Annotated in this window: 27 protein-coding genes; 11 read left to right on the top strand and 16 right to left on the bottom strand. The window is 67.3% G+C overall.

What is annotated here, in order from left to right:
• Positions 1–29 precede the first annotated feature (29 nt).
• The 3 genes from LQ772_RS03015 to LQ772_RS03025 are packed head-to-tail and all read right to left on the bottom strand — an operon-like array spanning position 30 to position 1,570.
• The gene (locus LQ772_RS03015; protein ID WP_231323881.1) at positions 30–674 is read right to left on the bottom strand and encodes an HD domain-containing protein; all 645 of its coding nucleotides are present in this window, start codon (positions 672–674) and stop codon (positions 30–32) included.
• Positions 675–688: 14 nt separating this feature from the next.
• Positions 689–1,150 (bottom strand): carboxymuconolactone decarboxylase family protein, encoded by a 462-nt coding sequence (locus LQ772_RS03020; RefSeq protein ID WP_231323882.1) that lies wholly within the window; start codon positions 1,148–1,150, stop codon positions 689–691.
• 9 nt (positions 1,151–1,159) lie between these two features.
• Entirely contained in the window at positions 1,160–1,570 is a 411-nt protein-coding gene (locus LQ772_RS03025) for a cupin domain-containing protein (protein ID WP_231323884.1), read from the bottom strand.
• 50 nt (positions 1,571–1,620) lie between these two features.
• On the opposite strand from LQ772_RS03025, the gene pdxR reads away from it, so the two are divergent.
• Positions 1,621–3,066: a MocR-like pyridoxine biosynthesis transcription factor PdxR gene (gene pdxR, locus LQ772_RS03030; protein WP_231323886.1), complete on the top strand. Its 1,446-nt coding sequence runs from the start codon at positions 1,621–1,623 to the stop codon at positions 3,064–3,066.
• A 48-nt stretch (positions 3,067–3,114) separates the two neighbouring features.
• On the opposite strand, the gene LQ772_RS03035 is transcribed toward pdxR, so the two are convergent.
• Entirely contained in the window at positions 3,115–3,603 is a 489-nt protein-coding gene (locus tag LQ772_RS03035; protein ID WP_231323888.1) for a YkgB family protein, read from the bottom strand.
• A 47-nt stretch (positions 3,604–3,650) separates the two neighbouring features.
• Positions 3,651–4,187, bottom strand: a complete 537-nt coding sequence (locus LQ772_RS03040; RefSeq protein ID WP_231323889.1) for a carboxymuconolactone decarboxylase family protein — start codon at positions 4,185–4,187, stop codon at positions 3,651–3,653.
• Positions 4,188–4,299: 112 nt separating this feature from the next.
• Between LQ772_RS03040 and LQ772_RS03045 the strand changes: the two genes are divergently transcribed.
• The 4 genes from LQ772_RS03045 (at position 4,300) to LQ772_RS03060 (ending at position 9,716) form a co-directional block, all read left to right on the top strand.
• Complete coding sequence (locus LQ772_RS03045; RefSeq protein WP_231323891.1) at positions 4,300–5,259, top strand: AraC family transcriptional regulator; 960 nt, start codon at positions 4,300–4,302, stop codon at positions 5,257–5,259.
• Between the two features lie 214 nt (positions 5,260–5,473).
• Positions 5,474–7,357, top strand: a complete 1,884-nt coding sequence (locus LQ772_RS03050) for a potassium transporter Kup (protein WP_231323893.1) — start codon at positions 5,474–5,476, stop codon at positions 7,355–7,357.
• A 116-nt stretch (positions 7,358–7,473) separates the two neighbouring features.
• Positions 7,474–8,991, top strand: a complete 1,518-nt coding sequence (locus LQ772_RS03055) for a sensor histidine kinase (RefSeq protein ID WP_231323895.1) — start codon at positions 7,474–7,476, stop codon at positions 8,989–8,991.
• The gene (locus LQ772_RS03060; RefSeq protein ID WP_231323897.1) at positions 8,988–9,716 is read left to right on the top strand and encodes a response regulator; all 729 of its coding nucleotides are present in this window, start codon (positions 8,988–8,990) and stop codon (positions 9,714–9,716) included. Before LQ772_RS03055 ends, LQ772_RS03060 begins: the two co-directional genes overlap by 4 nt.
• Positions 9,717–9,920: 204 nt before the next feature.
• On the opposite strand, the gene LQ772_RS03065 is transcribed toward LQ772_RS03060, so the two are convergent.
• Positions 9,921–10,283, bottom strand: a complete 363-nt coding sequence (locus tag LQ772_RS03065) for a hypothetical protein (RefSeq protein ID WP_231323899.1) — start codon at positions 10,281–10,283, stop codon at positions 9,921–9,923.
• Positions 10,284–10,400: 117 nt separating this feature from the next.
• Positions 10,401–11,291 carry a LysR family transcriptional regulator gene (locus LQ772_RS03070; RefSeq protein WP_275045771.1) on the bottom strand — a complete coding sequence of 297 codons (891 nt, stop codon included), beginning with the start codon at positions 11,289–11,291 and terminating at the stop codon, positions 10,401–10,403.
• A gap of 151 nt (positions 11,292–11,442) precedes the next feature.
• On the opposite strand from LQ772_RS03070, the gene LQ772_RS03080 reads away from it, so the two are divergent.
• From LQ772_RS03080 to LQ772_RS03090, 3 genes are all read left to right on the top strand, one after another.
• Positions 11,443–12,249 carry an SDR family NAD(P)-dependent oxidoreductase gene (locus LQ772_RS03080; RefSeq protein WP_231323901.1) on the top strand — a complete coding sequence of 269 codons (807 nt, stop codon included), beginning with the start codon at positions 11,443–11,445 and terminating at the stop codon, positions 12,247–12,249.
• Between the two features lie 282 nt (positions 12,250–12,531).
• Entirely contained in the window at positions 12,532–13,101 is a 570-nt protein-coding gene (locus LQ772_RS03085) for a carboxymuconolactone decarboxylase family protein (protein WP_231323903.1), read from the top strand.
• Positions 13,102–13,198: 97 nt separating this feature from the next.
• Positions 13,199–13,876: a peroxiredoxin-like family protein gene (locus LQ772_RS03090; RefSeq protein WP_231323905.1), complete on the top strand. Its 678-nt coding sequence runs from the start codon at positions 13,199–13,201 to the stop codon at positions 13,874–13,876.
• A gap of 69 nt (positions 13,877–13,945) precedes the next feature.
• Here LQ772_RS03090 and LQ772_RS03095 read toward each other — a convergent pair whose 3' ends face one another.
• The gene (locus LQ772_RS03095; protein WP_231323907.1) at positions 13,946–14,800 is read right to left on the bottom strand and encodes an alpha/beta fold hydrolase; all 855 of its coding nucleotides are present in this window, start codon (positions 14,798–14,800) and stop codon (positions 13,946–13,948) included.
• A 373-nt stretch (positions 14,801–15,173) separates the two neighbouring features.
• On the opposite strand from LQ772_RS03095, the gene LQ772_RS03100 reads away from it, so the two are divergent.
• Positions 15,174–15,803: a CGNR zinc finger domain-containing protein gene (locus LQ772_RS03100; RefSeq protein ID WP_231323909.1), complete on the top strand. Its 630-nt coding sequence runs from the start codon at positions 15,174–15,176 to the stop codon at positions 15,801–15,803.
• A 144-nt stretch (positions 15,804–15,947) separates the two neighbouring features.
• On the opposite strand, the gene LQ772_RS03105 is transcribed toward LQ772_RS03100, so the two are convergent.
• Positions 15,948–16,484 (bottom strand): carboxymuconolactone decarboxylase family protein, encoded by a 537-nt coding sequence (locus LQ772_RS03105; RefSeq protein ID WP_231323910.1) that lies wholly within the window; start codon positions 16,482–16,484, stop codon positions 15,948–15,950.
• Between the two features lie 126 nt (positions 16,485–16,610).
• Positions 16,611–17,351, bottom strand: a complete 741-nt coding sequence (locus LQ772_RS03110; RefSeq protein ID WP_231323912.1) for a TetR/AcrR family transcriptional regulator — start codon at positions 17,349–17,351, stop codon at positions 16,611–16,613.
• A gap of 34 nt (positions 17,352–17,385) precedes the next feature.
• Here LQ772_RS03110 and LQ772_RS03115 point away from each other — a divergent pair, with 34 nt between their 5' ends.
• Complete coding sequence (locus LQ772_RS03115; RefSeq protein ID WP_231323914.1) at positions 17,386–17,946, top strand: hypothetical protein; 561 nt, start codon at positions 17,386–17,388, stop codon at positions 17,944–17,946.
• Positions 17,947–18,025: 79 nt separating this feature from the next.
• Here the strand turns inward: LQ772_RS03115 and LQ772_RS03120 are convergent, their stop codons facing one another.
• From LQ772_RS03120 to LQ772_RS03140, 5 genes are all read right to left on the bottom strand, one after another.
• Positions 18,026–21,628: a M1 family aminopeptidase gene (locus LQ772_RS03120; RefSeq protein ID WP_231323916.1), complete on the bottom strand. Its 3,603-nt coding sequence runs from the start codon at positions 21,626–21,628 to the stop codon at positions 18,026–18,028.
• Between the two features lie 11 nt (positions 21,629–21,639).
• Entirely contained in the window at positions 21,640–22,518 is an 879-nt protein-coding gene (locus tag LQ772_RS03125) for an ABC transporter ATP-binding protein (protein ID WP_231323918.1), read from the bottom strand.
• 203 nt (positions 22,519–22,721) lie between these two features.
• Positions 22,722–23,519: a helix-turn-helix domain-containing protein gene (locus tag LQ772_RS03130; protein ID WP_231323919.1), complete on the bottom strand. Its 798-nt coding sequence runs from the start codon at positions 23,517–23,519 to the stop codon at positions 22,722–22,724.
• Positions 23,520–23,623: 104 nt separating this feature from the next.
• Positions 23,624–24,451, bottom strand: a complete 828-nt coding sequence (locus tag LQ772_RS03135; protein WP_231323921.1) for an alpha/beta fold hydrolase — start codon at positions 24,449–24,451, stop codon at positions 23,624–23,626.
• A 39-nt stretch (positions 24,452–24,490) separates the two neighbouring features.
• The gene (locus tag LQ772_RS03140) at positions 24,491–24,859 is read right to left on the bottom strand and encodes a nuclear transport factor 2 family protein (RefSeq protein WP_231323923.1); all 369 of its coding nucleotides are present in this window, start codon (positions 24,857–24,859) and stop codon (positions 24,491–24,493) included.
• Between the two features lie 148 nt (positions 24,860–25,007).
• Between LQ772_RS03140 and LQ772_RS03145 the strand changes: the two genes are divergently transcribed.
• Positions 25,008–25,313, top strand: coding sequence for a hypothetical protein (locus LQ772_RS03145; protein WP_231323925.1), 306 nt, complete (start codon positions 25,008–25,010; stop codon positions 25,311–25,313).
• Here LQ772_RS03145 and LQ772_RS03150 read toward each other — a convergent pair.
• A complete protein-coding gene (locus LQ772_RS03150; RefSeq protein WP_231325879.1) occupies positions 25,310–26,755 on the bottom strand; it encodes a DHA2 family efflux MFS transporter permease subunit in 1,446 nt (481 codons plus the stop codon). The genes LQ772_RS03145 and LQ772_RS03150 overlap by 4 nt on opposite strands.
• Positions 26,756–26,802: the final 47 nt, after the last annotated feature.

Genomic DNA, 26,802 nt, shown 5'->3' on the forward strand with positions numbered 1-26,802 from the left:
CGCGTCCGGTTACGTCCAGCGATGAAGCGTCAGTGCGCCCAGGCCGAGTGCAGGATGATGCTGCACATGTCCCCTCGCCGGAACGCCGGGTCCTTGAAGGCCAGGAAATCGTCGTTGAAGGTTCCGAACGTGCTGTCCGGCCGATGCTTCAGGCCCTCGTAGAACGCGTCGATGATGGCGTGCTTGAAGTTGTCCTCGCGCGGCCAGGCCGCGGTCACCGCCTCGCGTTCCTCGTCCGTGAACTCCTCGTACGCGCGGCCGGCCACATCCATCCCTGCCGCCACGTGAAGCAGCGCCGCCTCAGGATGCATGAACTGCGGAATGCCGGGCGTGGTGTGAAACGCGATCGCGCTCCACACCTTCTCGATGTCGCGCTCGGCAATCGCATGGGTCCGAAGGAAATCGCGCGCCGCATTCGCGCCATCGACTTCGAAGCGCAGGGGACTCTTGCGGTAGTGCGCGGCAAGGCCGATGTCATGGAACATCGCCCCGACGTAAAGCAGCTCCGGATCGAACGCCAGGTTCTTGCGCCGGCCCGCCAGCGCGCCCCAGGCGTAAACGCGCATCGAGTGCTTGAACAGCAGTTCGCTTTCGGTGTCGCGAACCAGTTCGGTCGCCTCGCGGGCGAGGGTGCTGTCGGGGATGCGTACCCCGGGGATGTCTGTAGCCAGCATGGTCGTCTCCGTGCTCAGCCTTCCGCGCGGCGCACCGCCTCGGGCGTGTTGCGGAAGCTGATGGCCAGCCGGTTGTAGGTGTTCATCAGGCCGATGGCGAAGGTCAGGTCGACCAGTTCCTTTTCGCTGAACACCGCCGATGCCGCCTTGAAGTCTTCGTCCGGCACGCCGGTCTGCGCGACCTGCGTGACCGTTTCGGCCCAGGCCAGGGCGGCTTTCTCGCGCTCGCTGAAAAGCCTGCCGCCTTCGCGCCAGCCCTGGACGAGCGCGATCTTTTCGATGCTGGCGCCCCGCTTCAGCAGGTCGCGGGTGTGCATGTCCAGGCAGTAGGCGCAGCCGTTGATCTGGCTCACGCGCAGGTAGACCAGGTCCACCAGCACGGGGTCCAGCCCGGATTGCGTCACGTAGCCGTAGACACCGCCGAGCGCCTTGGCGCCAGCCGGGGAAATCTGGTTGTAGTCGAGGCGTTGGGACATGGCCGTTACCTATTTGTCGGGGGTGGTGAGGGGCGCATCGCCGGTGTCGACGACGAATACGGCGAGCAATTTGGCCGGCTGGGTCTTGCTCGCGTTGCGGCTGATCCGGTGGTGCGCGCCGGGCACCTCGTAGAAGGATTCGCCCGCCTTGTAGACCCGCGCGGAACCGTCGTCGACCTGGCTTTCGATCGCGCCCGAAACCACGTAGGCGTAGATGAAGGCCGAGCGCGCATGGTGGTGCGCCGCGGAGGCGCCGCCCGGGGGATAGTTGACCTCCACCGCGACCAGCGACTTGCCCGGGACGTTGGGCAGCGCGTGCGAGAAGTTCGGTTTGACCGTGCCGTCCGGAGCGTGCGCATAGGCACTTCCGGCGAGTGCGGCGCTGGCCAGCAAGGTGGCGAGAAAGCGCTTGATCGACATGACGGACTCCTAGTGGGGAAGGCCGCGATCTTGCGCCTGCCAAGGTGCACTTGAAAGAACCAGAACGCGATATTTTCGCTATACCATGGGGCATGCCACGCGCGCTGGACATCCGCATCGACCGCTCCGCCGCCACCACGCTGGCGGAGCAGATCCGCCTGGGCGTGCTGGCGGCGATCGGCAGCGGCGTACTCGCGCCCGGCGCGAGGCTTCCCTCGTGGCAGGCGCTGGCCGCGCAACTGGGTGTCGCGCGGGGCACCGTCAAATCCGCCTACGAGCGGCTGGCCGACGAGCAGGTCATCGTCTCGTCGCGACCCGGCGGTACGCGGGTGGCCGACCACCCTGCGACCGGTCGGCCGGTTCCGCCCGACGACGCGGACGCGCCGCCGGAGCTGTACCGGCACCTGCTCGCCGGCCCCGCCACCTTCCAGATGGGCGTCCCGGCCTCGGACCGCTTTCCCGCCAGCCTGATGGGACGCCTGCGCGCGCATGCCGCCCGCGCCGAAGTCGCCGCGCGTGCCGTCTATCCCGATCCGCGCGGTGAACTGGCCTTCCGGCGGGAGGTTGCCGCGCACCTGGCCCTGGCGCGGGGGATCGACTGCCGACCCTCGCAGGTCTTCATCACCGCGGGTTTCGCCGGCGCCCTGGAGACGACCTTTCGCGTGTTGCGCACGGAAGGCCGCAAGGCCTGGATGGAAAACCCCGGATTCTTCCAGAGCCGGCGCGCGCTCGAACTGGCGCAGCTCGTTCCGGTCCCGGTGCCCGTGGACGACGATGGCCTGGACGTCGTCCGCGGCATCGAACTCGCGCCCGATGCCGCGCTGGCCCTGGTGACACCGGGCCAGCAGGCACCGCTCGGCGCCACGCTGTCGCTCGCTCGGCGCATCGAGCTGATCGCCTGGGCCGCGCGCACCGGCGCATGGATCGTCGAGGACGACTATCTCGGCGAACTCCAGCTCCGCCGCCGCGCTGCCCCGGCGCTGGCGTCGGTGGATCGCAACGGCCGCGTGATCCACATTGGCTCTTTCAGCAAGACCATCAGCCCCGCGCTGAGGCTCGGCTTCGTCGTCGCTCCCGAGGGGCTGGTGGACCGCTTCAACGAGGCGGTCATGTGCCTCGGCTCGGCACCCGGTCCGGCCGTCCAGCAGGCCACCGCCCGGTTCATGCACGAGGGGCACTACATGCGCCACCTGCGCCGCATGAAGCGCGTCTATTCGGCCCGCGGCGAGGCGCTGCAGGCGGCCCTTGAGCGCAAGGGATACCGCGCGCAGATCGGCGGCCTGGCCGTCCTGCTGCGGCTGCCCGACCAGATACCGGACATTGACGTGGCCCGCGAAGCCCGCGCCTGGGGCCTCGCACCCGAACCGCTGTCGCCCTGGTTCCAGCCCGGCGGCGTGCGGCAATCGGGATTGCTGCTGGGCATCGCCACCATCGATGAGGCGGCGCTCCCGTCCGCATGCGATCGGCTGCACGAGCTGATCGGCAAGTTTTCCTGAGCTTTGCGTGCATGCGAAACGGGGCCGCATCCGGCCCCGTCGCTATGGCTACGCCTGGCTCGCACGCAGCCGCACCACGTCCTGCCGCAGCAGGTACACCGACACCGCTAGCAGCACCACGTCCTTCATCAGGAACGGCACGTTGCCCACCATCGCGGGAAAGCCGCCGGCGGATTCGGCCCAGCCACCGGGCATGAACGGGATGATGGTGACGGTCATGACGAAGGTGACCACCGAACCGGCCGCGCCCAGCACGCCCAACCGCTTGCTCCAGAAACCGCCGAGCAGCAGCGCGCCGAACAGCCACTCGGCCACGCCCAGGAACCAGCTCGCGCCGCGGATGCCGAAGACCGGATACATCCAGGCGATCAGGGGCCCGTTGCTGATGAAGGGAATCAGCGTCTGCGCCTCGTAGTCCCACCACTTCTGGTAGCCGAAGAAAAAGAACATCACCACCATCGAGGCGCGGACCACGTGGTAGTCCAGGTCGTTCTTCAAGAGGCCGGTGCGGGCCAGCGCGTTCACCAGTGCGTTCATCGTCGTTTCCTTGAGGGTTGGTCGGGCAGGGAAGGGCGGTCCGTCGATCAGTCGACGGACGGAAGGTCGATCTCGGTGTCGTTGATGCGGTTGAAGGTGTTGGTGAAGGTCGCCACGGCCACCGCCAGGCTGATCTCCACGAGCTGCGCGTCACTGAAGCCGGCAGCGCGGATCGCGATCACCTCGGCCTCGTCCAGCGTGCCGCGCGACTGCACGAGCTGGCGCACGAAGCGCACCAGCGCGTCGCGCCGTACATCGCCGGTGCGCAGGCCATTGCGGATCCGCCGCAGCATCGGCGGCTCCAGGCCGGTGAGCGCGCCAAGCAGGCTGTGCGCGGTGATGCAGTAGTCGCAGCCGGCGGTCTCGCTGACCACCAGCTTCACCGTCTCCTGGTCCTGCCGGCTCAGCGACCCGGCGGCCAGCACGCCGTCGAGCTGCAGCATCGCCTTGAGTGCAGCGGGTCGCAGCTGGCCGATGGCAGCAAAACAGTTGGGCACGCGGCCCACGGCCTGCGTGATCCGGGCATACACCGCCGCGGCGGCACCGGCGGCGGATTCGAGCGGGTGGATGGCGATGCGGGACATGGGGGGCTCCTTCGTCGGCTGACGTGGAGCCACTGTACGGAGCCGATGTGAGCCTGTTAATGTCGCAATAACTCGCATTCATGCTCATTCGTCTCTCAGCGGAGCCCGCAACATGCCCCCACCGATGGACTGGCTCAGCCGCCTGCTGGAGATGACGCCGGTGCGCGGCCGGCTCGATCTGCGCTGCTACTACGGCGCGCCGTGGCGCATCGACCAGGCGTCGGCCGAACCCGGCGAGATCCCCTACCACGTCGTACTCGCCGGCTCGGCCGTGCTCGAAGATCCTGCCGGCGGCCCGCCGCAACACCTCGCCCCCGGCGACATCCTGCTCATCGCCCAGGGCGGCGCGCACACCCTGCACGACGGCAGCGGTTCGAAGCCGGCGCCCGCGCGTGAGCGCGCCGGCCTCAACGTCACCTTCAGCGAGAACGCCGGCAGTGGCGAACGGCTGGACATGCTGTGCGGCCATTTCGTCCTCACCGCGCCGCACGAACGGCTGCTGCGCGGCTACCTGCCCCCGCGCCTGGTGGCGCGTGCGAGCGCAGGGCAGGACGAGCCTGGCGCCACGGCCGCACAGGTCGCCAGCCTGGTCTCGCTGATGCGCACCGAATCGGCCGCCGAACACCTCGGCGGTCACGCCATGCTCAACGCGCTCTCCACCGCGCTGTTCGCGCTCGCGTTGCGCCTGTCCAGCGAATCGGGCGACGCCCCCGCCGGCCTGCTCGCCCTGGCCGGCAACCCGCGCCTCGCCCCGGCCATCACCGCCATGTTCGAACGCCCCGCCCACCCCTGGACGCTGCCCGCGCTCGCGCGCCTGTGCAACGTCTCACGCGCCACCCTGGTCCGCCTGTTCAACGACAGCCTCGGCCGCTCCGCCAGCGATTTGCTCACCGACATCCGCATGACGCTCGCCGCCAGCGAACTGCGCAAGTCGAACCAGTCCACCGGGGCGGTGGCGGAAGCGGTGGGGTATCAGTCGGAGGCGGCGTTCCAGCGGGCGTTCAAGCAGCACATGGGAGTGACGCCGGCGCGGTGGAGGAGGCAGGCAGCAGGTAATGGCGGTGGAAACTAGTCTGTCCGCTCCCGGCCAAGAGCGGGCGTTGGCTGGCGAGGGCTCGCGCCTTTCGTTCGTATGATCGTTGATCCCAAAGCCCGAAATTTCTTTACGAAGATTTTATCCGCGAAGCCACGCGCGATACCCGATTGTTACTCGCCCGCTTCTACCCTGCGGCTCCTTCCAAGGACCGGCAGCCCGGCTGTGCGGCCCGCAAACTTTCCACGGGCACATGTTGAACACCGAACATCCGACCGGCCGGCGCCTCGCGGCGCTGGCACTGGGGGCCGTTGGCGTCGTGTACGGCGACATCGGCACCAGTCCGCTGTACACCATCAAGGAGGTCTTCGGCCCGCGTGGCGTGGCGGCGACGCCACCGAACGTGCTTGGCGGCCTGAGCCTGGTGTTCTGGTCCCTGGTCATCGTGGTGTCGCTGAAGTACCTGCTCTTCATCATGCGCGCCGACAACAAAGGCGAGGGCGGAATCATGGCGTTGATGGCCTTGGCCCAGCGCAGTGTCCGCCAGCGTCCGCTCGCCATGTCGGTCGTGGCCGTGCTGGGTATCTTCGGCGCGGCGCTGTTCTACGGCGATGGCGTGATCACCCCTGCGATTTCCGTGCTTTCTGCGGTGGAGGGCCTGGAGGTCGCCGCGCCGGGACTTGCGCACTGGATCGTGCCGTTGACCATGCTGGTCATCGGTACGCTGTTCGCGCTGCAGCGACACGGTACCGCGCGCATCGGCGCCGTGTTCGGTCCGGTCTGCGTGGCCTGGTTCCTGAGCATTGCGTCATTGGGCGTGTGGGGCATCGCACAGCAGCCTGCCATCCTCAAGGCGGTGAGCCCCACGTATGGCGTCGCGTTCTTCCTGAACAACCGGGTCGAGGCCTTCTTCGCCCTCGGCGCCGTGGTGCTTGCGGTCACCGGCACGGAGGCGCTGTATGCCGACATGGGCCACTTCGGGCGACGGCCGATCCGTCTCGCCTGGTTCGCTTTCGTACTGCCTGCGCTGCTGCTCAATTACTTCGGCCAGGGCGCGCTCGTGCTCGCGCATCCTGAGGCCATCGCCAACCCGTTCTACCATCTGGTGCCACGGGCCTTGCTCTATCCCATGATCGGGCTCGCCACGGCCGCAACGGTGATCGCTTCGCAAGCGGTCATCTCCGGCGCATTCTCGATGACCCGCGAGGCCATGCAACTGGGCTACATGCCTCGCATGCGGGTGGTGCACACCTCCGAGGAGATGTCTGGCCAGGTGTATGTGCCCTTCATCAACAAGGTGCTTCTGGTATTGATCGCCGCAGCGGTGATCGGTTTCGGCTCGTCCGACAATCTCGGCTCTGCCTATGGCGTCGCGGTGACGGGAACCATGGTCATCACCACGCTGCTCGCGCTCATCGTGGCGCGTTACCAGTGGCGTTGGCCATGGTGGGCGATATGCGGCACCGGCGCGGGCCTGCTGCTCGTGGATCTGGGCTTCTTCAGCGCGAACATCATCAAGATCGAGAGCGGTGGCTGGTTCCCGCTGGCGCTGGGACTGGCGGTCTTCGTGGTGCTGACCACCTGGCGCCGCGGCCGCACGCTCCTGCAGCGGGGCATCCAGTTGGATGGGCTGGAACTGGGGCCGTTCATCGCCAACCTGGCCGAGCACCCGGTGCCGCGCGTGCCCGGCACGGCCGTGTTCATGACTGCCAACAACGCTCTGGTACCGCATGCGCTGCTGCACAACCTCAAACACAACAAGGTGCTCCACGAACGCAACGTCCTGTTGACGGTGCAAACGCTGGACGCGCCTCGTGCTGAGCCGGAGGAACAGCTGGAGCTAACCCGGCTCGAGGACGGCTTTGGCTGCCTGATCCTGCGGGTGGGTTTTGCGGAAGACCCGGACGTGCCGCGGCTGCTCGCCCGCTGCCAGCGGCTGGGTGAGCATTTCGACCTGATGGACACCACCTTCTTCCTATCCCGGGAGACGGTGGTTGCCACGCCAGAGCGCTCCGGCATGGCGCTGTGGCGGGAGAATCTGTTCGTGTTTCTGGCGCGCAACGCCATGCCCGCCACCGCCTTTTTCGGCATACCAGGCAACCGCCTTATCGAGTTGGGCGCGCAAGTGGAGATCTGAACCCCATGGCTCCGCGAATGCACGATGCGGTCGGCCGGCACCGGATTTTCAATCTGTCCAGACCTATGCGCGAGGGATGGATTAACGTACCCACTTCGCGCCACTGGTCCCCGCGCATGATCGAGTCGCGCCACCCTTTCGCCTGCCTGGCCCGGACCGACGGCTGGGCCGGCTACGCTTATGCCACAGCGATTACCGCGCTCGGTTTCGCATTGGCCTTTCTGGCCGATCGCTACCTGTCGGTCGCGAATCTGGCACTGATCTTCCTCACGGCCGTGCTGGCGGTTGCGGTACGCACGCGCATGAGCGTGGCGGTCTATACCGCGGTCGCGTGTTTCCTCGGCTACAACTTTTTCTTCACCCGACCCCGGCACACGCTGGCAATCGCCGACGCCGATGACGTGCTGGCGGTGCTGCTGTTCCTGGTCGTCGCGCTGATCAGCGGGCGTATGGCCACGCAGCTTGCGCGGCAGGTGGCGTCGCTGCGGGCGGCCCAGGCGCGCGCCCGTACGTTGCTGGAACTCGGGCAGTCGCTGGCCGCAAGCGGAACGCAGAGCCAGGCGATCTGCGATACCGGCATCAGCGCCCTTGCCTTGGCACTGAACGCACAAGCAGCGGCCATCGTTCGGAGCGACAGCGGCAACTGGGACGTATGGGTGGCCTCGCCGGCTGCCTTCGAGCTTGCGCCCGGTGAGCTGGCCGCGGCAGAGGATCTTGTATCGAACCCGCAACAGGCGACAGCCACCCCTTGGGTGATGCGTCTGGGGGGTGCGGACTGGCGGGCGGGAATAGTGGTCATCCGCCCGCACGGGCCGACCACCATCGAGGCCGAACGCGTGAGTCTGGCAAGAGAGATGGTCAGGGACATCGGCCTTGCATTGGAGCGTGGGCATCTTGCCGAGGCTCTTGAAGAGGCGCGCGTGCAAGGGGAAACCGAACGGCTGCGCAATGCCTTGCTGTCGTCCGTGTCCCACGACCTGCGCTCTCCGTTGGCCTCGATGATCGGAGCGGCGAGCACGCTTTCCGCCTACGAGTCCCAGCTTCCAGTAGCGGAGCGACGCGAATTGCTCGATGCCATTTTGGGCGAGGGCCAGAGGCTGGATCGCTACGTCCAGAACCTTCTTGACATGGCCCGGCTCGGGCACGGCGCACTGACGCTGCATCGTGACTGGGTGGACGCGAGCGAAATCGTGCTGGCGGCCGTCGCACGACTGCGCCGGTACTATCCGACCGCCCTAATCGAGACCCGGCTGTCACCGGAGACTCTGCTGCTGCACGTACACCCAGCGCTGATCGAACAGGCGCTTTTCAATATCCTGGAAAATGCAGTGCAGGTTTCGCCCCCCGGACGTCCGGTGGACGTGTCGCTCCGCGAGCAGGAAGGGTCGATAGGCATCGAGGTCGTCGATGAAGGGCCGGGCATTCCCGAAGCCGAGCGGGCGCGCATCTTCGATATGTTTTTTTCCGTCTCGCGCGGCGACCGGGCACCCAAGGGCACCGGCCTCGGGCTGGCGATCTGCCGCGGGATGATCGGTGCACACGGCGGAAGTGTGGAAGCCTTCGCGCGCACGGGCGGCGGTACGATCCTGCGCGTGACGTTGCCCATGCCCACGCCACCGGAGGCGAGTACGTGAATCCGAACGCCCCCTCCGTGCTGGTGGTCGACGACGAGGCGCAGATCCGCCGTTTCCTCGATATCGCATTGCGCGCCGAGGGTTATCGCGTGCTGCAGGCAAGCACCGCGGAAGCGGGACTCGCGCTGGCCGCCACGCAGGCGCCGGACCTTGTCATTCTCGATCTCGGGCTGCCCGACCGCGAAGGCCACGAGGTGCTGGCAGAACTCCGGCAGTGGAGTGCGGTGCCTGTCCTGATGTTGTCGGTGCGCGACTCCGAAGCGGAAAAGGTGCGCGCCCTTGACAACGGTGCCAACGATTATGTGACTAAGCCGTTCGGCGTACAGGAGGTGATGGCGCGCCTTCGCGCGCTCTTGCGCGACCGCGTGCTTGCCGCCTCCCGCGAACCGTCGCCGCGCTACGAAGACGGGCACTTGGTGATCGACCAAGTGCGCCGGGAGGTCAGCCTGGATGGCGAGGCCTTGTCACTCACCCGCAAGGAATATGCGGTTCTGGCCGCCTTGCTGCAACACCCCGATCGCGTGGTCAGCCAGCAGCAGCTCCTGCGTGAGGTCTGGGGCGCAAGCCACGTCCACGACACGCATTATTTGCGGATCGTCGTCGGACGGTTGCGCCAGAAGCTCCACGACGACCCGGCGTCGCCGCGATGGCTGAAGACGGAGCCCGGCGTCGGGTATCGCTTCCTGGCGAAGTCTGGAGGTGGAAACCAGCACCAAGGTGCGTAAGTCGGACGGAAGGCCCGATGTTCGCTTTGGGTCGCAGGCGGACAGCTCCTGACCTCGATACGGGGCGATCGCGCACGTTGACTGTCCTCAGGCTGAAATGTCCACCTCCGACCAGAAGGGGACATGCAACACCGATCCGAGCTGCGAAATGGGTCCGGCTTGATTGACGTGTTACCTCGTGGTTGCCTGAGCTATGGCGCGGCCCTATTTGGCCTTTGGATTCTCCAACGACAAGCTTTTCTCGACCATCAGGTCGGATACCGCTTCATGGAATGGCTTGAGGGGATGGGCGGAACAATAAGCGCTCAACCAATGGTTCATCGAATCGGAGTCAGGAAGGTCCGCATACTTTTGGAACTTCATGTAGAGCGCGACGTTCAGCCCGGTCATGAAGCCCTGCGCCCATTGATTGTACGTGGCCTTGTTTGGAGTGATGCCCTGTTCTTTGCGAACGGCCAGATATTGACTGCACGAAGCGATGCCGAGACCTCGCATGGTCGCCGGACCATCGTCTGCAGAGGCGATACCAGTGAAAGCCAGCAGTCCCGCCAGCAACGTAAGACGCATCATGACTCCCCGTATTAGCCGTAAAAAACGCCAGTTTTTTTCCAAGCGACTACAGGATAACAACCGGACCCGCCGCGACAAGGCTGTCCGTTTTTGGCCGATAGCGGCCGCCGGAACTCAGGTGGGATCCGATATCTGCGACTCGATGAAGCTGGCGAATGCTCTCGCCTTGGCACTGGCCTGCCGTCCCGTTGGGAATACGGCCCACAAGTCGACAGGTGGCAAGCTCCAGCCATCGAGAACGGTTTTCACTGCACCTGACGCAAGCTCGGGAGCGAACATCCACTCTGACGCGACGGCCAGCCCCATTCCGGCAAAGACGCCCTCGCGCACGCCCTCGGCCGCCGTGACGCGAATGCGTCCCTGCATCGCGACCGACGCCGTGGTGCCTTCTCGGTGGAACGACCACTCGGTGCCGCCGCCGCGCTGCTCGTAGATCACGGCCTGGTGCCCGGCGAGATCGGCGGGCACGTGCGGCACGCCCATGCGTTCGAGGTAGGCGGGGGTGGCGAAGACGTGGCGGGGGCTCTGGGCGATCTTGCGGGCGATCAGGTTGGAGTCGGCGAGGTTGCCCATGCGCAGGGCGATGTCGATGCCTTCCTCGATCAGGTCGATGTTGCGGTCGTCCAGCACGAAGTCGACGTCGAGCTGGGGGTGCTGTTCCAGGAACAGCGGCAGGCGCGGCAGTACGTGCAGGCGCGAGAAGGTGACCGCGGCGCAGATGCGCAGGCGGCCGGAGAGGGTGGCGCCGGCACCGCGGGCGGCGTGTTCGGCTTCGTCGGCTTCCTCGATGGCGCGCCTGGCGCGTTCGTAGAAGCTGCGGCCGGCTTCGGTGGGCGTGAGGCCGTGGGTGGAGCGCAGCAGCAGCCGCACGCCGAGGCGCTCTTCCAGTTGGGCGATGGTCTTGGAGACAGCCGGCTGGCCCACGCGCAGGAGCCGGGCGGCGCCGGAGAAGGAGCCGGCGTCGACGACGCGGACGAAGGCTTCCATCGCGGCCAGGCGGTCCATCGTTATTCCCCCTTGGAATGAAGCCTATGAGCGGCGCAAGGCTACCGCGGATGCGCGGGACGGGCGATACAGGCATGGCCGCTACCAGCGCGCGCGGCCGTGGCGGCGCGCGGCGAGGTGGCGCCCCCTCCCCCCCACGAGACACGACGACATGAAACTGGAAGGCAGCAAGGTGCTGGTCACCGGCGGTTCGAGCGGCATTGGCCTGGCGATCGCGCAGATCCTGGCGGCGAAGGGCGCGCACGTGCTCATCAGCGGCCGGCGACAAGAGGCGCTAGAGACGGCCGCGCAGCGGTTGCGCGCGGACGGCGGGCGCGTGGATGCGGTGGCGGCCGACGTCACCACCGCCGACGGGCTGGCGGCCACGATGGCCGCGGTCGAGGGCACGCTCGGCGGGCTGGACGTGCTCGTCAACAATGCCGGCGGCGTGCGTGCCGGCCGGCTGGAGGCGACGAGCGAGCGCGAGATCCGCGCGATGATCGAGGTGAACCTGGTCGCGCCGATCCTGCTCACGCGCGCGGCGCTGCCACTGCTGCGCCGCAGTGGCCACGGCATGGTGGTGGACGTGTCCTCGGCGATCGCGCTGGTCGGTTTGCCGTTCTATGCCACCTACGCGGCGGCCAAGGCCGGCATCGCGCATTTCGGCGAGGCGTTGCGGCGCGAGCTGAAGGGCGAGGGCGTGCATGTGCTGACGGCCTACCCGGGCGCGACCGATACCCCGTTGATGGCGTCCAGCCGCGCTGGCGCGGAGCAGGGGTTCGGGCGCGAGTCGGCGGCGGACGTGGCGGCCGCGATCGTGCAAGGCATCGAGGACGAGGCGTTCGAGGTGGTGCGCGCCAACGAGAAGCGGCTGCAGATGGTGGCGCTCAATCGCACCGATCCTGCTGCGGTCGATGCGCGGTTTGCCGAGCTCAAGCCGATGCTGGAGGAAGCGGTGCGGGATCACGCGGCGCTGTGAGTTGATCAGTTCGCGCGTTGCGGCTTGTCAAAAAAAACGCCCGGCTCTGGCCGGGCTTTTTTTTTCTGCGCCCAGGTCCCGCTTCGATTGCAGGGTCCTGCGGGGGCTGGCGCAGGAGGGTGTCTCCCTTTAGCCGGCATGGGCCGGTCGCATTCCCTATCGGAATAGCCCTTAGTCGTCGGCTCCGTCTACTCGGGCTTCTGGCGCGCCCGTAGCTTGGGTTCCACGGGAGGCGAGCGCTTCGACTCCCGATCGACCACACGGCACCCAAGGAGTCCGGCCATGACAACGTTCACCATCTACACCCCCGACAACGCACCCGCTGCCTCCAAGGCCGGCCTCGACGGCGCCAGGGCCGCCTTCGGCTTCGTGCCGAACCTGCAGGCGACCATGGCCGAATCGCCGGAGCTGCTGGCCGGCTATTCCACGCTGTGGGGCCTGTTCGCCGAGACATCGCTGACGCCGCACGAGCAGCAGGTGGTGATGCTCACCTCGAACTTCGAGAACGAGTGCCACTACTGCATGGCTGGCCACTCGGTGCTGGCGAAGATGCAGAAGATGGACCCGGCGGTGATCGCCGCGTTGCGCAACGGCACGCCGCTGCCCGATGCGCGGCTGGAAGCGCTGCATCGCTACACCGGGCTGGTCGTGCGCCAGCGCGGTTGGGTGTCGGACGCGGACACCGACGCCTTCCTGGCCGCCGGTTTTACCCGCCGCAACGTGTTCGAAGTGATCCTGGGCGTGGCGACCAAGGTGATGAGCAACTACACCAACCACATCGCCCATACCCAGCTCGACGCCTTCATGCACGGCAGCGAGTGGACCAAGCCGACCGCCGAACAGGCCGCCTGAGCCAGCGCCCGGTGCGCTGGCGGCCATGGTGTCGCTGGCGCCCAAACCAGGCCTCCGCTTCCCGTAATTCCCCGCGTTTCTCCGAGAGGATTTCCCCATGTCACTGCAAGCCAAGCTGGATGCCTTCAAGGCCGATTTCGAAGCAGGCAAACCACCGTACAGCGTGCCGCATTCGGTCATCGACGCGATGCATCGCGCCACCGCTGAACTGATCGCCTCCGGCGCGGCCGGGCGCGCGCTCAAGGCAGGCGACCGCGCGCCGTCGTTCGCGCTGAAAGACCCCCAGGGCCAGCTGGTGCAGTCGGCCGAACTGCTTCGGCAAGGGCAGTTGATCGTCAGCTTCTACCGCGGCGTGTGGTGTCCGTACTGCAACATGGAGTTGCAGGCGCTCGAGGCCGTTCTGCCCGAGTTCGACAGGCTCGGCGCGCGGCTGGTCGCGATCTCGCCGCAGGTTCCGGCGAACAGCCGCAAGTCGGTGCGCCAGAACCACCTGTCCTTCCCGATCCTGTCCGACACGAAGGGCGAGGTCGGCGCAGCCTTCGGCCTGCGCTTCGAACTGCCGGACTACCTGGTCGAGGTCTACAAGGGCCTGAAGAACGACCTGCCCGCGTTCAACGACGACCCGAGCTGGACGCTGCCGATGCCGGGCCGCTACGTGATCGGGCAGGACGGCACGATCCTCTACGCCGAAGTGAATCCGGACTACACCCGTCGACCCGAGGCGGAGGACATGCTGCCGGTACTGCGCCAGGCGGCGCAGAGTCGCGCGGCCTGAGTCGGCGCCCGCGGCCGGACTTCATGCGTTCGCATCGAAGCAGCTGCGGGTCCGCACCTGGCCGGTCACTCAACGGGCGAAGAAGGCGAGGATGGCCTCCGCGATCTCGCCCGCGTGTGTCTCCAGCGCGAAGTGCCCGGTGTCGAGGAAACTCACGCGTGCTTCGGGGATGTCGCGCTTGAACGCTTCGGCACCCGGCGGAAGGAAGAACGGATCGTTCCTGCCCCATATCGCCAGGAGGCGCGGCTGATGCTCGCGGAAGTACGCCTGGAAGGCCGGATACAGGGCGACGTTGCTTCTGTAATCGAGGAACAGGTCCAGCTGCACGTCGTCCATGCCGGGGCGGGCAAGGTAGTAATTGTCCAGCGCGATGCCATCGGGCGACACCAGCGATTCATCGGCGACACCATGGGTGTATTGCCAGCGCGTCGTGTCCGGGGCGAGCAGTTTGCGCAGTGCCTCGCGGTTGGCCTGCGAGGGGTCTTCCCAGTAAGCGCGGATGGGGTTCCAGCCCTCGCTCAGTCCTTCGACATAGGCATTGCCGTTCTGCGAAACGATGCCGGTGATGCGCTCGGGGTGTTTCACGGCGAGGCGGAAGCCGGTCGGTGCGCCGTAGTCGAACACATAGACCGCGAAGCGATCGAAACCCACCACCTCGGTAAAGCGGTCGATGACATCGGCGATGTGGTCGAACGTGTACCCGAACTGGTCTCGCGGCGGCATGTCGGACTGGCCGAAACCAGGCAGATCGGGCGCGACGATGTGGAAATCGTCACCGAGCAGCGGGATCAGGTCGCGAAACATGTGGCCGGCGCTGGGGAAGCCATGGAGCAGCAGCAACTTGGGTTTCCCGACCGTGCCTGCCTCGCGGTAGAAAACGTTCAGGCCGTCGACGTTGGCATGGCGATATCGAACAGTGGGCATGGCAGTTCTCCTTCGGTGTGGGAGGCGCGGTGCAGAGAGCGAAGGCCTACGCTGAATGGCTGGGTTCGCGCGGGACGCTGCTGGAAGCGCCGGTCCCGCAGATTCGGCTGGCAGGCCCATCAGTAACCGTCCCGAATGTCGCTATCCGGAACGAATCGGCGGCCCAGGCCGAGGTCGAGCCGTTCGCCATTGCATGGGGCGACGGCTGTGTTTCCTGTCTTTTTCGCGCCCTTCGCTGTCTGGAGGCGTTCTGGACCACGCGCCTGGCTTGATGTGGCCGTAACCGCTAAGACATAAGTTGGGAGGTTATGTTTTGGCAGAGTAACTTGTCAAGCGCGTTTTTGACGGTTACTTTGGCGACAGGAGAATTCGCATGACACAAGCGGTACCCGCCTTTTTCCTGGCCGACTCGCTCGCGCTGGACTTCCTCAACTCCGTGGCGACGCCCGTGGACGCCCCGGTCGACTGGCTCGGGGACGGCGAGGGACTGCTGGGCTGGCTTCGGCAGGCGCAACTCGTGCCCGAGGAGGTGCTCCTCGCGACGCGCGAGCGGGCCATTCCGGGGGAGATCGATCGGCTGGCCGGACAGGCCAGGGCGCTGCGCGAGTGGTTTCGCGGCTTCGTGCGCGATCACATGGGCCGCCCGCTGCGCGAGGCCGATCTGGCTGAACTTGCGCCGCTCAATGAACTGCTCAAGCGCGACGAAAGCTTTGGCCGGATCGTTGCGGCGCCCGCGGGCCAATCGCCCGCGTTCGCGCTGGCCCGGATGCGTCGTTGGAACTCACCCGAGGCTTTGCTGCTGCCGATCGCCGAAGCGATTGCCCGGGTGGTTTGCGACGAAGACTTCTCTTACGTGAAGGCTTGCGAGGGACCCACGTGCACACTGTTTTTCGCCGATCACACGCGAGGCCATGCTCGTCGCTGGTGCAGCATGGCCCTTTGCGGGAATCGCGCGAAACAGGCGGCCCACCGTCACCGGCGAAAGGCGCAGCCCGGCGGGTAATCGGATTGGCCAGATGGACGGACGTGCTTCGCAACCTGGTCCGTGATCTTTCCGGCGCGGACGCATCTCACGTCCGTGTCGTGGAAGCGGGTGCGTCCTCCTCGCGCCAGAAAGGCGCCACTGGCGTGGCGCCCTCGAGTCGCATTACTGGACCGCCGGGAAATCCAGCTCGGTGTCGTTGATGCGGTTGAACGTGTTGGTGAAGATGACCAACGCGATCGCCAGGCTGATATCCACCAGTTGCGCGTCGGTGTAGCCGGCCGCCCTGATCGCGGCGAACTCCGATTCGGCGATGGTGCCGCGGGTCTCGACCAGGAGGCGCACGAAACGGGCCAGCGCGTCGCGCTTGGCATCGCCGGTCGGCTGGCCGGCGCGGAGTTGCTTGAGCGCTTCGGGCTTCAGGCCGGCCATCTTGCCGAGCATGCTGTGTGCGGCCACGCAGTAGTCGCAACCGGTCACCTCGCTGACCAGCAGCTTGATGGTCTCCTGGTCCTGCCGGGTCAGGCCACCGGACGACAACACGGCTTCGGCCTGCAGTACCGCCTTGAGCGCGGCCGGGCCATGCGCGCCGATCGCGGCGAAGGTGTTGGGAACGCTGCCGGCGGCCTTGCGGATCTGCGCATAGACCTCGGCGGTAGCGCCGGTGGCCGACTGGACGGAAGGGGTAGCGATACGTGACATGGCGGACTCCTCGTTGGGTGGTTGGAACGTGGGAGTCACTTTAGGCGCGTATGGCGAGACAGTTAATGCTTCACATGCTTCAAAATATGCTCAATCGTACCATTCCTCCGTGCGGGGAATGCTTCGTCAGGTCTGCGCATAGAGCCTGAGGAAGTCATCGGCGGCCCGTTTGGCGCGCCGGTTGATCTCCGCGGTGCCCGGTGCTTCGCGCAAACGCAGCAGCAGGCTCACCAGCAGATCGTCCCAGAGCAGCGCGAGGAAACGGACGTCCATATCCTTCGGAGCATGCTTGTCGATCAGTCCTGCGGACCGCGCCTGTTCCGTGACCTGGCCGATCACGCCGCGCACCGACCGCCGTGACGACTCGAGGGTCGTGGCCACTTCCGGGGCGCGCTGGGCTTCCATGACGGCAAGCCGGAATACCGCCACCACCTCGGGTTGGGTGACTTCGCGCAACACGGTGGCGCCCAGCCGGGCGAGCAGGGTGGCCAGTTCGTCGCGTCGATCCGGCACCGCCAACTCGCTCGGCAAGCGCATGCGCCCGACGCGGTCGGCGATGCAGGCCGCCAGCATCGCCTGCTTGGTGCCGAAATGGGCGTACAGCTCGCGCTTGGACACCTGCGCGCGTGTGGCGATCTTCAAGGTGCTTGCTTCGGCGTAGCCCAGTTCCACGAACGTGTCCATGGCCGCCTGCAGGATGCGTTCGCGGACCGGCTGCGGGGCCGATGTCGGATCGGACTGTTCTTTCACACGCGCGCCCTTGCGTTGGTACTTGTGGGTACCGTAGCATGAGTGACGTTGGTACCAGTCGGTACCGACATCGAAACCCAGCCGCCGTCGCCCCTGCGTTGCTGCCTGGCGGCGCACGGTTCACTGCCAACCCCGGCGGAGGAGAGTTCCCATGTCGCCCGCACACATCTTCACCCTGCAGCTTGTCCTGGGATACGTCGCCTGGTTGCTCTGCTTCCGCGCCTACCTATGGCCCCGGCTGCGCTCGATGCCGCGTGCCGATGCGCACCGTGCGATCGCGACCCTGCACAGCTTTCGCTTCTTCGGGCTCGCGTTCGTGGTTCCCGGCGTGGTCGGGCCACAGCTTCCGGGCAGCTTTGCCGCGTTCGCCGCCTACGGCGACCTGGCCACCGGGGCGCTTGCCCTGCTCGCGCTGCTTGCCTGGAGGATGCGACCGCTCTTCTGGAGTGCGGTAGCCGCTTTCAACATCGTCGGTGCGGCCGACCTGCTGACCGATTACTTCCATGCGATCCGGGCGGGGCTTCCCGAACGTGCCGGTGAACTGGGTGCGACCTATGCGATCCCGGTCATCTACGTGCCGCTGCTGATGATCACGCACGTGGCGGCGTTCTACATGCTGGTGCGTTCCGGGACGACGCGGGGGATCGCATCGGATGCGACCCGGTCGCCCGTCGCGCGGCACGGGGTCGATGCCGCCCGCATCGGTGGATGATCCGGTAGACGCGGGAGGGTCGCGGGCGGCGCGCGCTCCTGGCAGGGAAGGCTGGGTCGCCAGCCTCTCGCGCTGCGGCTCAGTGGAGCTCGAGCGCCCGGACGTTGTCGCCCGTATTCCGGTCGATGAAGAGACCGTAGGGGTCGATGCCCGCGTAGGTCGGCTTCTTGTCCGTGACGAAGTGGAAGACCTGGTTGCCGCTGCGCACCTGCTTCCACGCCATCCGGATCACGTTGGCGCGGTCGAACGTGGCGGCGCCCGGCTCCGCGGTGAAGAGGCCGATCTCGATGAGCTCGTCGAGCGGCGCCTCCTGCTCCGTGCCCTTGCCATCGGCGTAGAACTTTTTCGCCTCGACCGGCACGGTCACGTCCCATTGGCCGTCGGCCCGCTGCACGGCCGTCGGCGGCTGCAGCTTGAGGTCGTAGAGCGTGATCCGCTCGAACAGGTCGGTGATCAGTCCCTGGTCCTCCGGTGTCCTCGCTTCCTCGCGCAGCAACGCGATCAGGTCGAGCGAGCGGGGGTAGGGCGCGACGGTGAAGCGGTAGCGGTCGACGAAGCGCTTGAGCGCGTGGTTCACTGCGTCCTCGCCGATGCGCTCCTGCAACAGGTACATGGCGAGCGCGCCCTTGCCGTAGGCGATGTATTGCTGGCTGAGTTCGACGCTGGCGAGCGGTTGCTCCGCGAGCACCTGGGTGCGGCGACCGCCCAGGTAGCGATCGAGCTGGAACTGGAGGTAACGGCGGATGCCGTCTTCGCCGTGCAGGCGCTTCATCACCATCAGCGCGGAATACTGCGCGAGCGTTTCGTACAGCAACCCGGCGCCCTGCATCCGCGCGCCCAGCACCTGATGTCCCCACCATTGGTGCGCAAGTTCGTGGGCGGTGAGCATGGTGACCATGTCGATCGCCTCCGGATCCCGCAGGTCCATCGCGAAGGACGCCGTTTCACCCACCGGGATGGTGTTCGCGAAGGCCTGTCCGCCCTGCCGGTAGGCGGGCGTTTCGATGATCCGCGCCTGGTCGAACTGATAGGGGCCGAAGGCCTGGCGGTAGTAGTCGATGGAGGCCTGCATGGCCCTCATCATGCGGTCGACGTTCCAGTGATGCGCGGGATGGAAGTAGATGGCGTAATCGACGCCGCCGTGCGTCTGCCTGCTTACGGCATAGCGCCCCGACTCGATCGCGAAGTAGTTCTTGATCGGCGTATCGGAGACGAAGCGCACCGTGCGGCGACCGTTCTGCACGCGCTCGGGAATGCGCTTGCCGGGCGCGATGGGGATCTGGTCGGCACGGGTCGAGACCGTGATGTCGGCCGTGGTCCAGCTGAGATCGCCGCTGGGCAGTCTGCGGGTGGCCGCCAGATCGTCCAGCCGCGGGAGCGGTAGCCGTTCGGGAAGGCCGTACTTGCGGCGCGCGGCCGGGTCGTCGAGCAAACCGACATCGCTCATGCCGATCCGCGGCGTCAGCTCGATGGTGTTCAGATCGGTACCGTTCGGCGCCACTCCCGTCTCGGTGCCGGCGGCGCGGAAGCCGACCTGCGCGCGGCGGGTGTAAAAAGTGAGCGAGCGCACTTCGCCTGGCCGCATGGGCGAGTCGAGGCGATAGATGCGATAGCCGAACGCCTCGTCATCGCGTTCCAGCCGGGCGCCGGGAAAGTCGAGGCCGACCAGTTCCAGCGCCGGGTCCATCAGTCGCACGTGGACCCGGTCGATCGGCGAGCCGGTTTCGTTGACGAGCCGATAGCGGCCATGCACGTCCGCGCGAACGTCCTGCGGATACAGGGCAACGTCGAGCACGACATGCCTGACTACCGGTTGTGGCAGGCCGGCGTAGCGGAAGAAGCGCTTTTCGTAACCGGCGAGGTAGCGCTGCTGGTCCTCCGCGGTGTGGAAGTCGTTGACGACGAGGGTGTTGTAGATGATCCAGGCGCCGCTCACGCTGAAGATCGCCGTCGCCACCACGGCGACCCATACGGCGCGCGCAGTCAGTCGAGAGGGTATCCGGCGCAACCGCAGCATCAGTCGCTCGGTGGCGCCGCGCGGCCACAGCAGGTGCGCCGCGACCAGCAGCAGTGCGGCCGTCGCGGCCCAGAACAGCCGGAACCACCAGGCCGCCTTCCAGAAAATGCCGGTGCCGACTATGTCCGACAGCGGTACGGCAGGCACGCTGCCATAGACGAAGAGCGGGTATTCAAGCCCCAGCGCGGGGCCAAAAAACCGAAGCACCAGGTACAGCGCCATCCAACCCCAGCCGGCGTATTTGCCCGGGCTGAGCGCCTGGACGAAAACCGCGAGCGCGGCGATCGCGACCGCGTCCACTGTGCCCGGAAGCAGGTACCAGCGCAGATATTGGCCGGGCGCGGGATCCACGCCTCCGAGCAGCTGCACCAGCATGCCGGCTGCCATGCCGACGAACTCCGTCGCGAACAGGACGAGCGCCAGGCCGATGATCTTCGGCAGCATCAGCGCCCATGCCGGCAAGGGAGTCGCATCGATGAGTTCGTGCACCTTGCGCTCGCGTTCCCGCCACACGAGCTCGCCGCCGTAATAGGTCGCGATGACGACCAGCAGCGTGTCGAAGCTCGCCTGGATGATCGGCACGGATACCGAGGTGAGCGGGTAGAGCGTCACGCCGTACCAGCCCGAGGCGGTCAGCAGGCTCGGGAGCGTGAACGCGAAGGCGATGAGCAGAAGCACCAGGAAGACCGGGCTCCTGAAGATGTAGCGTGCTTCCATCGTGGCGCGGGCGACCAGCTGAGCGCGCGCGGTGCGCTTGTCGAAGCGTGGGTTCGCAAGTCGCGGGTGCTGTTTGGCTGGCGCGGGTGACGAGCGCGTCGCCATCGCCTCCTGTCGCCGAAGCTTGCGCTGCTGCCGCCGCGACAGGCCCCGATCGGCAAACCGAAACCGGCGGTAGGTGAGCGCCAGGAGGGCGATCGACACGCCGACCCAGATCAGCCGGCTTTGCACCATCAGCCCCGTCACGGGAATGGCGCCGGCATTGAGCTCGGCTGCCGTGAAATAGCGCGAGCTAGCCATATAGGCGGACATGCCGAGCGGATCCGCCAGCACACGGAAATCCAGGAGCTGCGGCTGGCCTGCCATGAGCCCCTGGGAGAGGAAATAGACGACCAGCAGGGCGACCACGCCGATGAACGTGCCGGCGGTCGAGCGCGTTGCGGTGGCGAGCCCGAAAAGCGTTGCCGAGATGATCAGCGCGTTCGGCAGGGCGAACAGGCCGTAGCCGATCGCGAACCCGGAGACATGGTTGGGCCCGAGCATCGCGTGGTTGGCGAAAGGCATCAGCGTGCCGAGCCATTGGCCGAGCGTCGCGGCCGCCATGACCAGCGCGCCGGCAGCGAAAGCGCCGAGGAAGCGGCCGAACAGGTAGTCGAATTTGGTGATGCGGGTGGCGCGGATCAGCGGGCCGAACCCGGTCTGGTCGTCCCGCACGATCACGTTCGAGACGAACGCGGCGCCCACGAACAGGAACACGAACGACACCAGGAGATGGGACACGATGATCGTGTGCGGGCTGTTGAACAGCACGTTCCCGCCGCCGACGGTCATGAGCTTCACCACGGCCATGTCCACGAACGCGCCAAGGAACAGCAGGGCTGCGGCCGCGATGAACAGTGGGCTCGTGGCCTGGTAGCGGAATTCGAATGCCGCGATCTTGCCAAGCATGTCGGCGTTCCTCAGGCCGCGCGGCGGGATTGGGCGAGCGTGGAGAAATACACGTCCTCCAGGTCGCCCTCGAGTACGACGAAGCCGTCGCCCGGGTCCGTATCGGAAAGGATGTGGACCACCGTTCGGCCGGAGAAGAGGCGTGTGGAGATGATCCGGTGACGCTCCCGGTAGCTGTGGAGTTCGGAACGCTCGATCGCCTTGCGCCAGATCCGGCCGCGCGTGCGCTCGATGAGTTCGAGCGGCGCGCCTTCCAACTGGATGCGCCCGCCGACCAGCACCGCCACCTGCGGACAGAGGTCGGCGACGTCCCCGACGATGTGGGTCGAAAGGATGACCGCCACGTTCTCGCCGATCTCGGCCAGCAGGTTGAGGAAGCGGTTGCGCTCCTCCGGGTCGAGGCCGGCGGTCGGCTCGTCGACGATGATGAGTGCCGGATTGCCGATGAGCGCCTGGGCGATGCCGAAGCGCTGGCGCATGCCGCCGGAGAAGCCCGCCAGCGCCTTCTTTCGCACGTCCCAGAGGTTGACCTGGTGCAGCAGCGTTTCGACGGTCTGCCTGCGGTCGGCGGCCGTCGCGATCCCCTTCAGCACGGCCATGTGGTCGAGCATGTCGTACGCCGAAACACGCGGATAGACGCCGAAATCCTGGGGCAGGTAGCCGAGCGTGCGGCGCAGCTTTTCGGGTTCGGCGATCACGTCGACGTCGCCGAAGCGGATGTTTCCTTCCGTGGGCGTTTGAAGCGTGGCGATCGTTCGCATCAACGTCGACTTGCCTGCGCCGTTGGGGCCCAGCAGCCCGTACATCCCGCGCGGGATCGAGAGCGTCACCTGGTCGAGGGCGCGCGTGCCATTGCCATAGACGTGGCTGACGTTGGTGAGCTCGAGCATTGGGCATCCCCGACCGGTTTTTTGTCAGGCTGCCATGGTGTGCTACATATGTAAAGCACCAACGCACACTGTGCGGTGCAACCGCTCGCTCGGATCAAAGAATCCCCGATGGACATCCTGAGCCAAGTCGAGGACGACTGGCAGGCTGAGCGAAGCCCGTGTACAACTGGCCGGTGCGCATGCTGCGCTGAAGGAGGAGCCCGTCAGCCGGCCATCGCCCGCAGCCGTTCGGCCGTCGCGGCATCGGCGGGCACGAACGATTCCAGCGCCAGCTCCGCCAGCGTGATGTCGACCGGCGTACCGAACACGGTGGTGGTGCTGAGCATCGAGAGCACGTGGCCGTCGACCTCCAGTTGCATGGGCACGGCGATGGACGAAGCGATGTCGGCGCCTGGCGTGGCTTCGGGCACGGGCAGGGCCTGCAGTTCGCGTAACAGGGCGATGAGCTGCGGGTCGTGGCTGGCGTCGATCTGCTGGCGCAGGCGGTGCAGCAGGTGGGCGCGCCATTGGCCGAGGTTGCGGATGCGCGGGGCGAGGCCGCCCGGGTGCAGGCTCAGGCGCAGCACGTTGATCGGTGGTTCGAGCAGTTCCGGCGCAACGCCGCCGAGCAGCCGCAGCGTCGCCTGGTTGCTGGCGACGAGCTGCCAGTAGCGGTCCACCGCGAGCGCGGGGTAGGGCTCCAGGCCCTTGAGCAGCAGGTCGACGGTGGCGCGGGCGCTGGCGAGCGCCGGGTCGTCCAGCGCGCGTTCGCGGAAGGCCGGGGCGAAGCCGGCGGCGACCAGCAGTGCGTTGCGCTCGCGCAGCGGCACGTCCAGGTATTCGGCCAAGTGCAGGATCATGTCGCGGCTCGGGTTGGCGCGGCCGGATTCGACGAAGCTCAGGTGGCGCGTGGAGATCTCCGCGCCGGAGGCCAGGTTGAGCTGCGAAAGCCGGCGGTGGCGGCGCCATTCGCGCAACAGGTCGCCGATGGGGCGCTGGGTGTCGAGGGCTCGGGCGTTCATGGATCCATGATGCGGTAGGAGCACACCCTGTGCGCGACCGTCACGCCGGGTTGCGCGGGATGGTGGGATGCCGGTCGCGTACAAGGTGTTTTTTCACATGAGGATCAGGCGGGCTGCAGCTCGGTCTCGCGCAGGAACGTGCCGATGTCCTCCACCAGCCGGTCGAAGTGCGTGTGGTAGAGCCCGTGCGGCGCCCCGGCGTACTCGATGTAGCGGCTGTGCGGCACCAGCGAGGCGATCGCACGGCCTTGCTGCACCGGCTCGCTGACGTCGCGGTTGCCGTGGATGACCAGCAGCGGTACGTCCAGGGCGGCCACTTCCGCGCGCTGGTCGGCGCGCTTGGCGCGGAAGCATTCCACCAAAGCCTGCAGCGAGGCATCGCGGATGATCTCGATCGTATGCTGCACGAACTCGGATGTGGTGCCGGTCTCGGCGGGCAGGAAGAAGCCGTCGGCGTTGTCGGCCAGCCAGCGCGGGAGGTCGCGACGGATGGCGGCGAGCACGGCCTCCGTGGTGGGCTCGTCCATGCTCCAGGGTCCGCGGCTGCCTTCGGCGTAGCTGGGCGCGACCGGGGCCAGGAAGACCGCCCGCGCCACGCGCGCGCTGCCGTGGCGGTCGAGGTAGCGTGTGGCTTCGCCGCTGGCCATCGAGTGGGTGACCAGCGTGGCCTCGCGCAGGTCCAGGTGTTCGATGAGTTCGGCCACGTCGTCCGCCAGGCGGTCGAGGTGGTAGCCCCGGCCCGGGTCGTCCGAGCGGCCGTGCCCGCGACGATCCAGCGCGATGCAGCGGTAGCCGAGCGCGTTGAAATGCAGCAGGTGCCGGTCCCAGGCGCGCGAGTCCAGCGCCCAGGAGGCGAGGAAGACGATCGGCTGGCCGTGGCCCCAGTCGCGGTAGAACAGGGTGGTGCCGTCGGTGGTCGTGAAGTGGCTCATGGCTGACTCCGGAATGCGAGGGGTGGAAAGGCCGCCGTCTCAGGCGGCCATCGGGACCTTGTCGAGGAAGCCATGCACGCGGCGAATGCGGCCTTCGTCCAGCTCGGCCACGTCGAAGCCGATCACCAGCGGTTCGTCGGCGCCGGGCGCGGCGAGGTGCCAGTGGAAGCGGGCCAGGTCGTGGTGCGCGTCGACGTCGCCGGCCAGCGTGAAGACATGGCCGGGGAACATGCCCTGCACCGCGTCGATGGTCATGTCGATGGCCTCCCAGCCGCGCGCCTGCGCCAGCGGATCGGTATAGATGGCGTGCTCGGCGTAGACGTCCTCGATCAGCACGCGGCGGCGCAGCGGATCGGTCTCGTTCCAGGCGCGGATGTAGTTGGCGATCAGTTTGCGGGTGGCGTTCATGGCGGTGCTCCGTCTCGGGTGTGGGCACAGCTTGCGGCCACCGCCGCGGCGGGGCGATTACCTGGCAGGTAATGGAACGCGGCAGGCTTCTCGCCGCCGCGACGTCGTGCGCCGGATGCTGACGTCCCCTGCAGAGGGAGCGAAGGCCATGAGCAGACAGCGCAGCCCTGACGAACCCGAACGACCCATCGCGCGCGGCGCGGGCGCCGACCATCCGGCCGACGAGCCGGCACGCGCTGGCGAGCACGGCGGTGACGTGCGGCACGACCGCCTGGACACCATCGAGTGGGCCGACGACCGCACGCGGGCGCTGGATCCCCACGCTGGCATGGACGAAGCGCCGATCGAGGACCTGATGGACGGTGGCGAGACCAACGCGTCCTACCGCGCGGAGGCGAGGCGGGCCACGCCCACGCTCGATCCCGAAAGCGAGAGCGGGGACGACGGCGCCTAGTGCACCGGCGAGGCTTCCGCTGTAGCCATCGACTGGCGCGGACGCAGCAGCAATCCACCGAGCAGCGCCGCCAGTACCGCGAAACCGGTCCCGGCCAGGAACGCGGCGCGATAGCCCGCGTTGAGCGCGGCCGCCTGCGCGATGCCGGTTTCCAGCGCCGCGCCGGTGCGCGCCGCCGCGAGGCTGGCCAGCACCGCCAGGCCGAGTGCGCCACCCATCATGAAGGCGGTGTTGACGATGCCCGAGGCCAGGCCCGAATCGCGCGGCTCGACGTCGTTCATCGCCGCCAGCAACACCGGGTTGAAGGCGATGCCCGCGCCCAGGCCGAGCAGCAACATGCCGGGCAACACGTCGACAAGGAAATGTCCGTCCGCCGGTGCGCGTGCGAACAGCGCCAATCCCAGGGCGGCGACCAGCAGGCCGCCGGCCAGCGGCCGGCGGATGCCGAAGCGCATCACGATGCGCGCGGAAAGACCGAGCGAGCAGGCGGCCATCACCAGGTTGCCGGGCAGGAAGGCCAGGCCCACTTCCATCGGCCCGTAGCCGAGCACCAGCTGCAGGTACAACGCGGACAGGAAGAACCAGGCGAACATCGCGCCGGCCCACAGCACGCCGACCACGTTGGCGATCGCCAGGTTGCGCAGGCGGAACAGCTTCAGCGGCACCAGCGGCGCGCGCACGCGCGTCTCGATGAAGAGGAACAGTACGAACAGCCCCACCGCCACGGCGAGCATGCCCAGCGTGCGCGCCGACAGCCAGCCGGCCTGGTTGCCGTCGACGATCGCGTAGACCGCCAGGATCAGCGCCGCGGTGACGGCAAGCGCGCCGCCGACGTCCAGGTGGCGCACGTCACTGCTGCCGTGCACCGCGGGCAGCAGCCGGAGCGAAGCGACGAACACCGCCAGGCCGATCGGCAGGTTGACCAGGAACACCCAGTGCCAGCTCAGCGTGCTCACCAGCAGCCCGCCAAGCAGCACGCCCACGCTACCGCCGCCGGCGCAGACGAAGCCGTACACGCCCATCGCCTTCGCCCGCTCGGCCGGTTCGGTGAACAGGTCCATGATCAGAGACAGCGCCACCGCGGTGACCACCGCGCCGCCCAGGCCCTGGATGCCGCGCGCGATCACCAGCCATTCGCGCGAACCGGCCATGCCGCATGCCAGCGAGGCGAGGGTGAACAGCACCAACCCGAGCAGGAACAGCTTGCGGTGTCCGAACAGGTCGCCCAGCCGCCCGCCCAGCAGCAGGAAGCCGCCATAGGTCAGCACGTAGGCGTTCACGACCCAGGCCAGCGTGGCTTCGGAGAAGCCCAGGTCCGCGCGGATCGAGGGCAGCGCCACGTTCACGATGGTGGTGTCCAGCACGATCATCAGCACGCCCAGGCACAGCACGGTGAGGGCGAGCCAGCGGCCGTCGCGGGCGTGGGTGGTCGGGGTCGGCATGTTCAAGCGGGAGCTCCTTGACGGGCGTGCAGCATGGCAGGGATCGC

This window comes from Frateuria edaphi (assembly GCF_021117405.1).
Taxonomy (GTDB): Bacteria; Pseudomonadota; Gammaproteobacteria; order Xanthomonadales; family Rhodanobacteraceae; genus Frateuria_A; species Frateuria_A edaphi.

Excerpts from the sequence above, each read along its gene's own strand:
- LQ772_RS03015 (WP_231323881.1), bottom strand. The coding sequence starts at position 674 with ATGCTGGCTACAGACATCCCCGGGGTACGCATCCCCGACAGCACCCTC.
- LQ772_RS03020 (WP_231323882.1), bottom strand. The coding sequence starts at position 1,150 with ATGTCCCAACGCCTCGACTACAACCAGATTTCCCCGGCTGGCGCCAAG.
- LQ772_RS03025 (WP_231323884.1), bottom strand. The coding sequence starts at position 1,570 with ATGTCGATCAAGCGCTTTCTCGCCACCTTGCTGGCCAGCGCCGCACTC.
- LQ772_RS03035 (WP_231323888.1), bottom strand. The coding sequence starts at position 3,603 with ATGAACGCACTGGTGAACGCGCTGGCCCGCACCGGCCTCTTGAAGAAC.
- LQ772_RS03040 (WP_231323889.1), bottom strand. The coding sequence starts at position 4,187 with ATGTCCCGCATCGCCATCCACCCGCTCGAATCCGCCGCCGGTGCCGCC.
- LQ772_RS03045 (WP_231323891.1), top strand. The coding sequence starts at position 4,300 with ATGCCCCCACCGATGGACTGGCTCAGCCGCCTGCTGGAGATGACGCCG.
- LQ772_RS03050 (WP_231323893.1), top strand. The coding sequence starts at position 5,474 with ATGTTGAACACCGAACATCCGACCGGCCGGCGCCTCGCGGCGCTGGCA.
- LQ772_RS03055 (WP_231323895.1), top strand. The coding sequence starts at position 7,474 with ATGATCGAGTCGCGCCACCCTTTCGCCTGCCTGGCCCGGACCGACGGC.
- LQ772_RS03065 (WP_231323899.1), bottom strand. The coding sequence starts at position 10,283 with ATGCGTCTTACGTTGCTGGCGGGACTGCTGGCTTTCACTGGTATCGCC.
- LQ772_RS03070 (WP_275045771.1), bottom strand. The coding sequence starts at position 11,291 with ATGGACCGCCTGGCCGCGATGGAAGCCTTCGTCCGCGTCGTCGACGCC.
- LQ772_RS03080 (WP_231323901.1), top strand. The coding sequence starts at position 11,443 with ATGAAACTGGAAGGCAGCAAGGTGCTGGTCACCGGCGGTTCGAGCGGC.
- LQ772_RS03085 (WP_231323903.1), top strand. The coding sequence starts at position 12,532 with ATGACAACGTTCACCATCTACACCCCCGACAACGCACCCGCTGCCTCC.
- LQ772_RS03090 (WP_231323905.1), top strand. The coding sequence starts at position 13,199 with ATGTCACTGCAAGCCAAGCTGGATGCCTTCAAGGCCGATTTCGAAGCA.
- LQ772_RS03095 (WP_231323907.1), bottom strand. The coding sequence starts at position 14,800 with ATGCCCACTGTTCGATATCGCCATGCCAACGTCGACGGCCTGAACGTT.
- LQ772_RS03100 (WP_231323909.1), top strand. The coding sequence starts at position 15,174 with ATGACACAAGCGGTACCCGCCTTTTTCCTGGCCGACTCGCTCGCGCTG.
- LQ772_RS03105 (WP_231323910.1), bottom strand. The coding sequence starts at position 16,484 with ATGTCACGTATCGCTACCCCTTCCGTCCAGTCGGCCACCGGCGCTACC.
- LQ772_RS03115 (WP_231323914.1), top strand. The coding sequence starts at position 17,386 with ATGTCGCCCGCACACATCTTCACCCTGCAGCTTGTCCTGGGATACGTC.
- LQ772_RS03120 (WP_231323916.1), bottom strand. The coding sequence starts at position 21,628 with ATGCTTGGCAAGATCGCGGCATTCGAATTCCGCTACCAGGCCACGAGC.
- LQ772_RS03125 (WP_231323918.1), bottom strand. The coding sequence starts at position 22,518 with ATGCTCGAGCTCACCAACGTCAGCCACGTCTATGGCAATGGCACGCGC.
- LQ772_RS03130 (WP_231323919.1), bottom strand. The coding sequence starts at position 23,519 with ATGAACGCCCGAGCCCTCGACACCCAGCGCCCCATCGGCGACCTGTTG.
- LQ772_RS03135 (WP_231323921.1), bottom strand. The coding sequence starts at position 24,451 with ATGAGCCACTTCACGACCACCGACGGCACCACCCTGTTCTACCGCGAC.
- LQ772_RS03140 (WP_231323923.1), bottom strand. The coding sequence starts at position 24,859 with ATGAACGCCACCCGCAAACTGATCGCCAACTACATCCGCGCCTGGAAC.
- LQ772_RS03145 (WP_231323925.1), top strand. The coding sequence starts at position 25,008 with ATGAGCAGACAGCGCAGCCCTGACGAACCCGAACGACCCATCGCGCGC.
- LQ772_RS03150 (WP_231325879.1), bottom strand. The coding sequence starts at position 26,755 with ATGCCGACCCCGACCACCCACGCCCGCGACGGCCGCTGGCTCGCCCTC.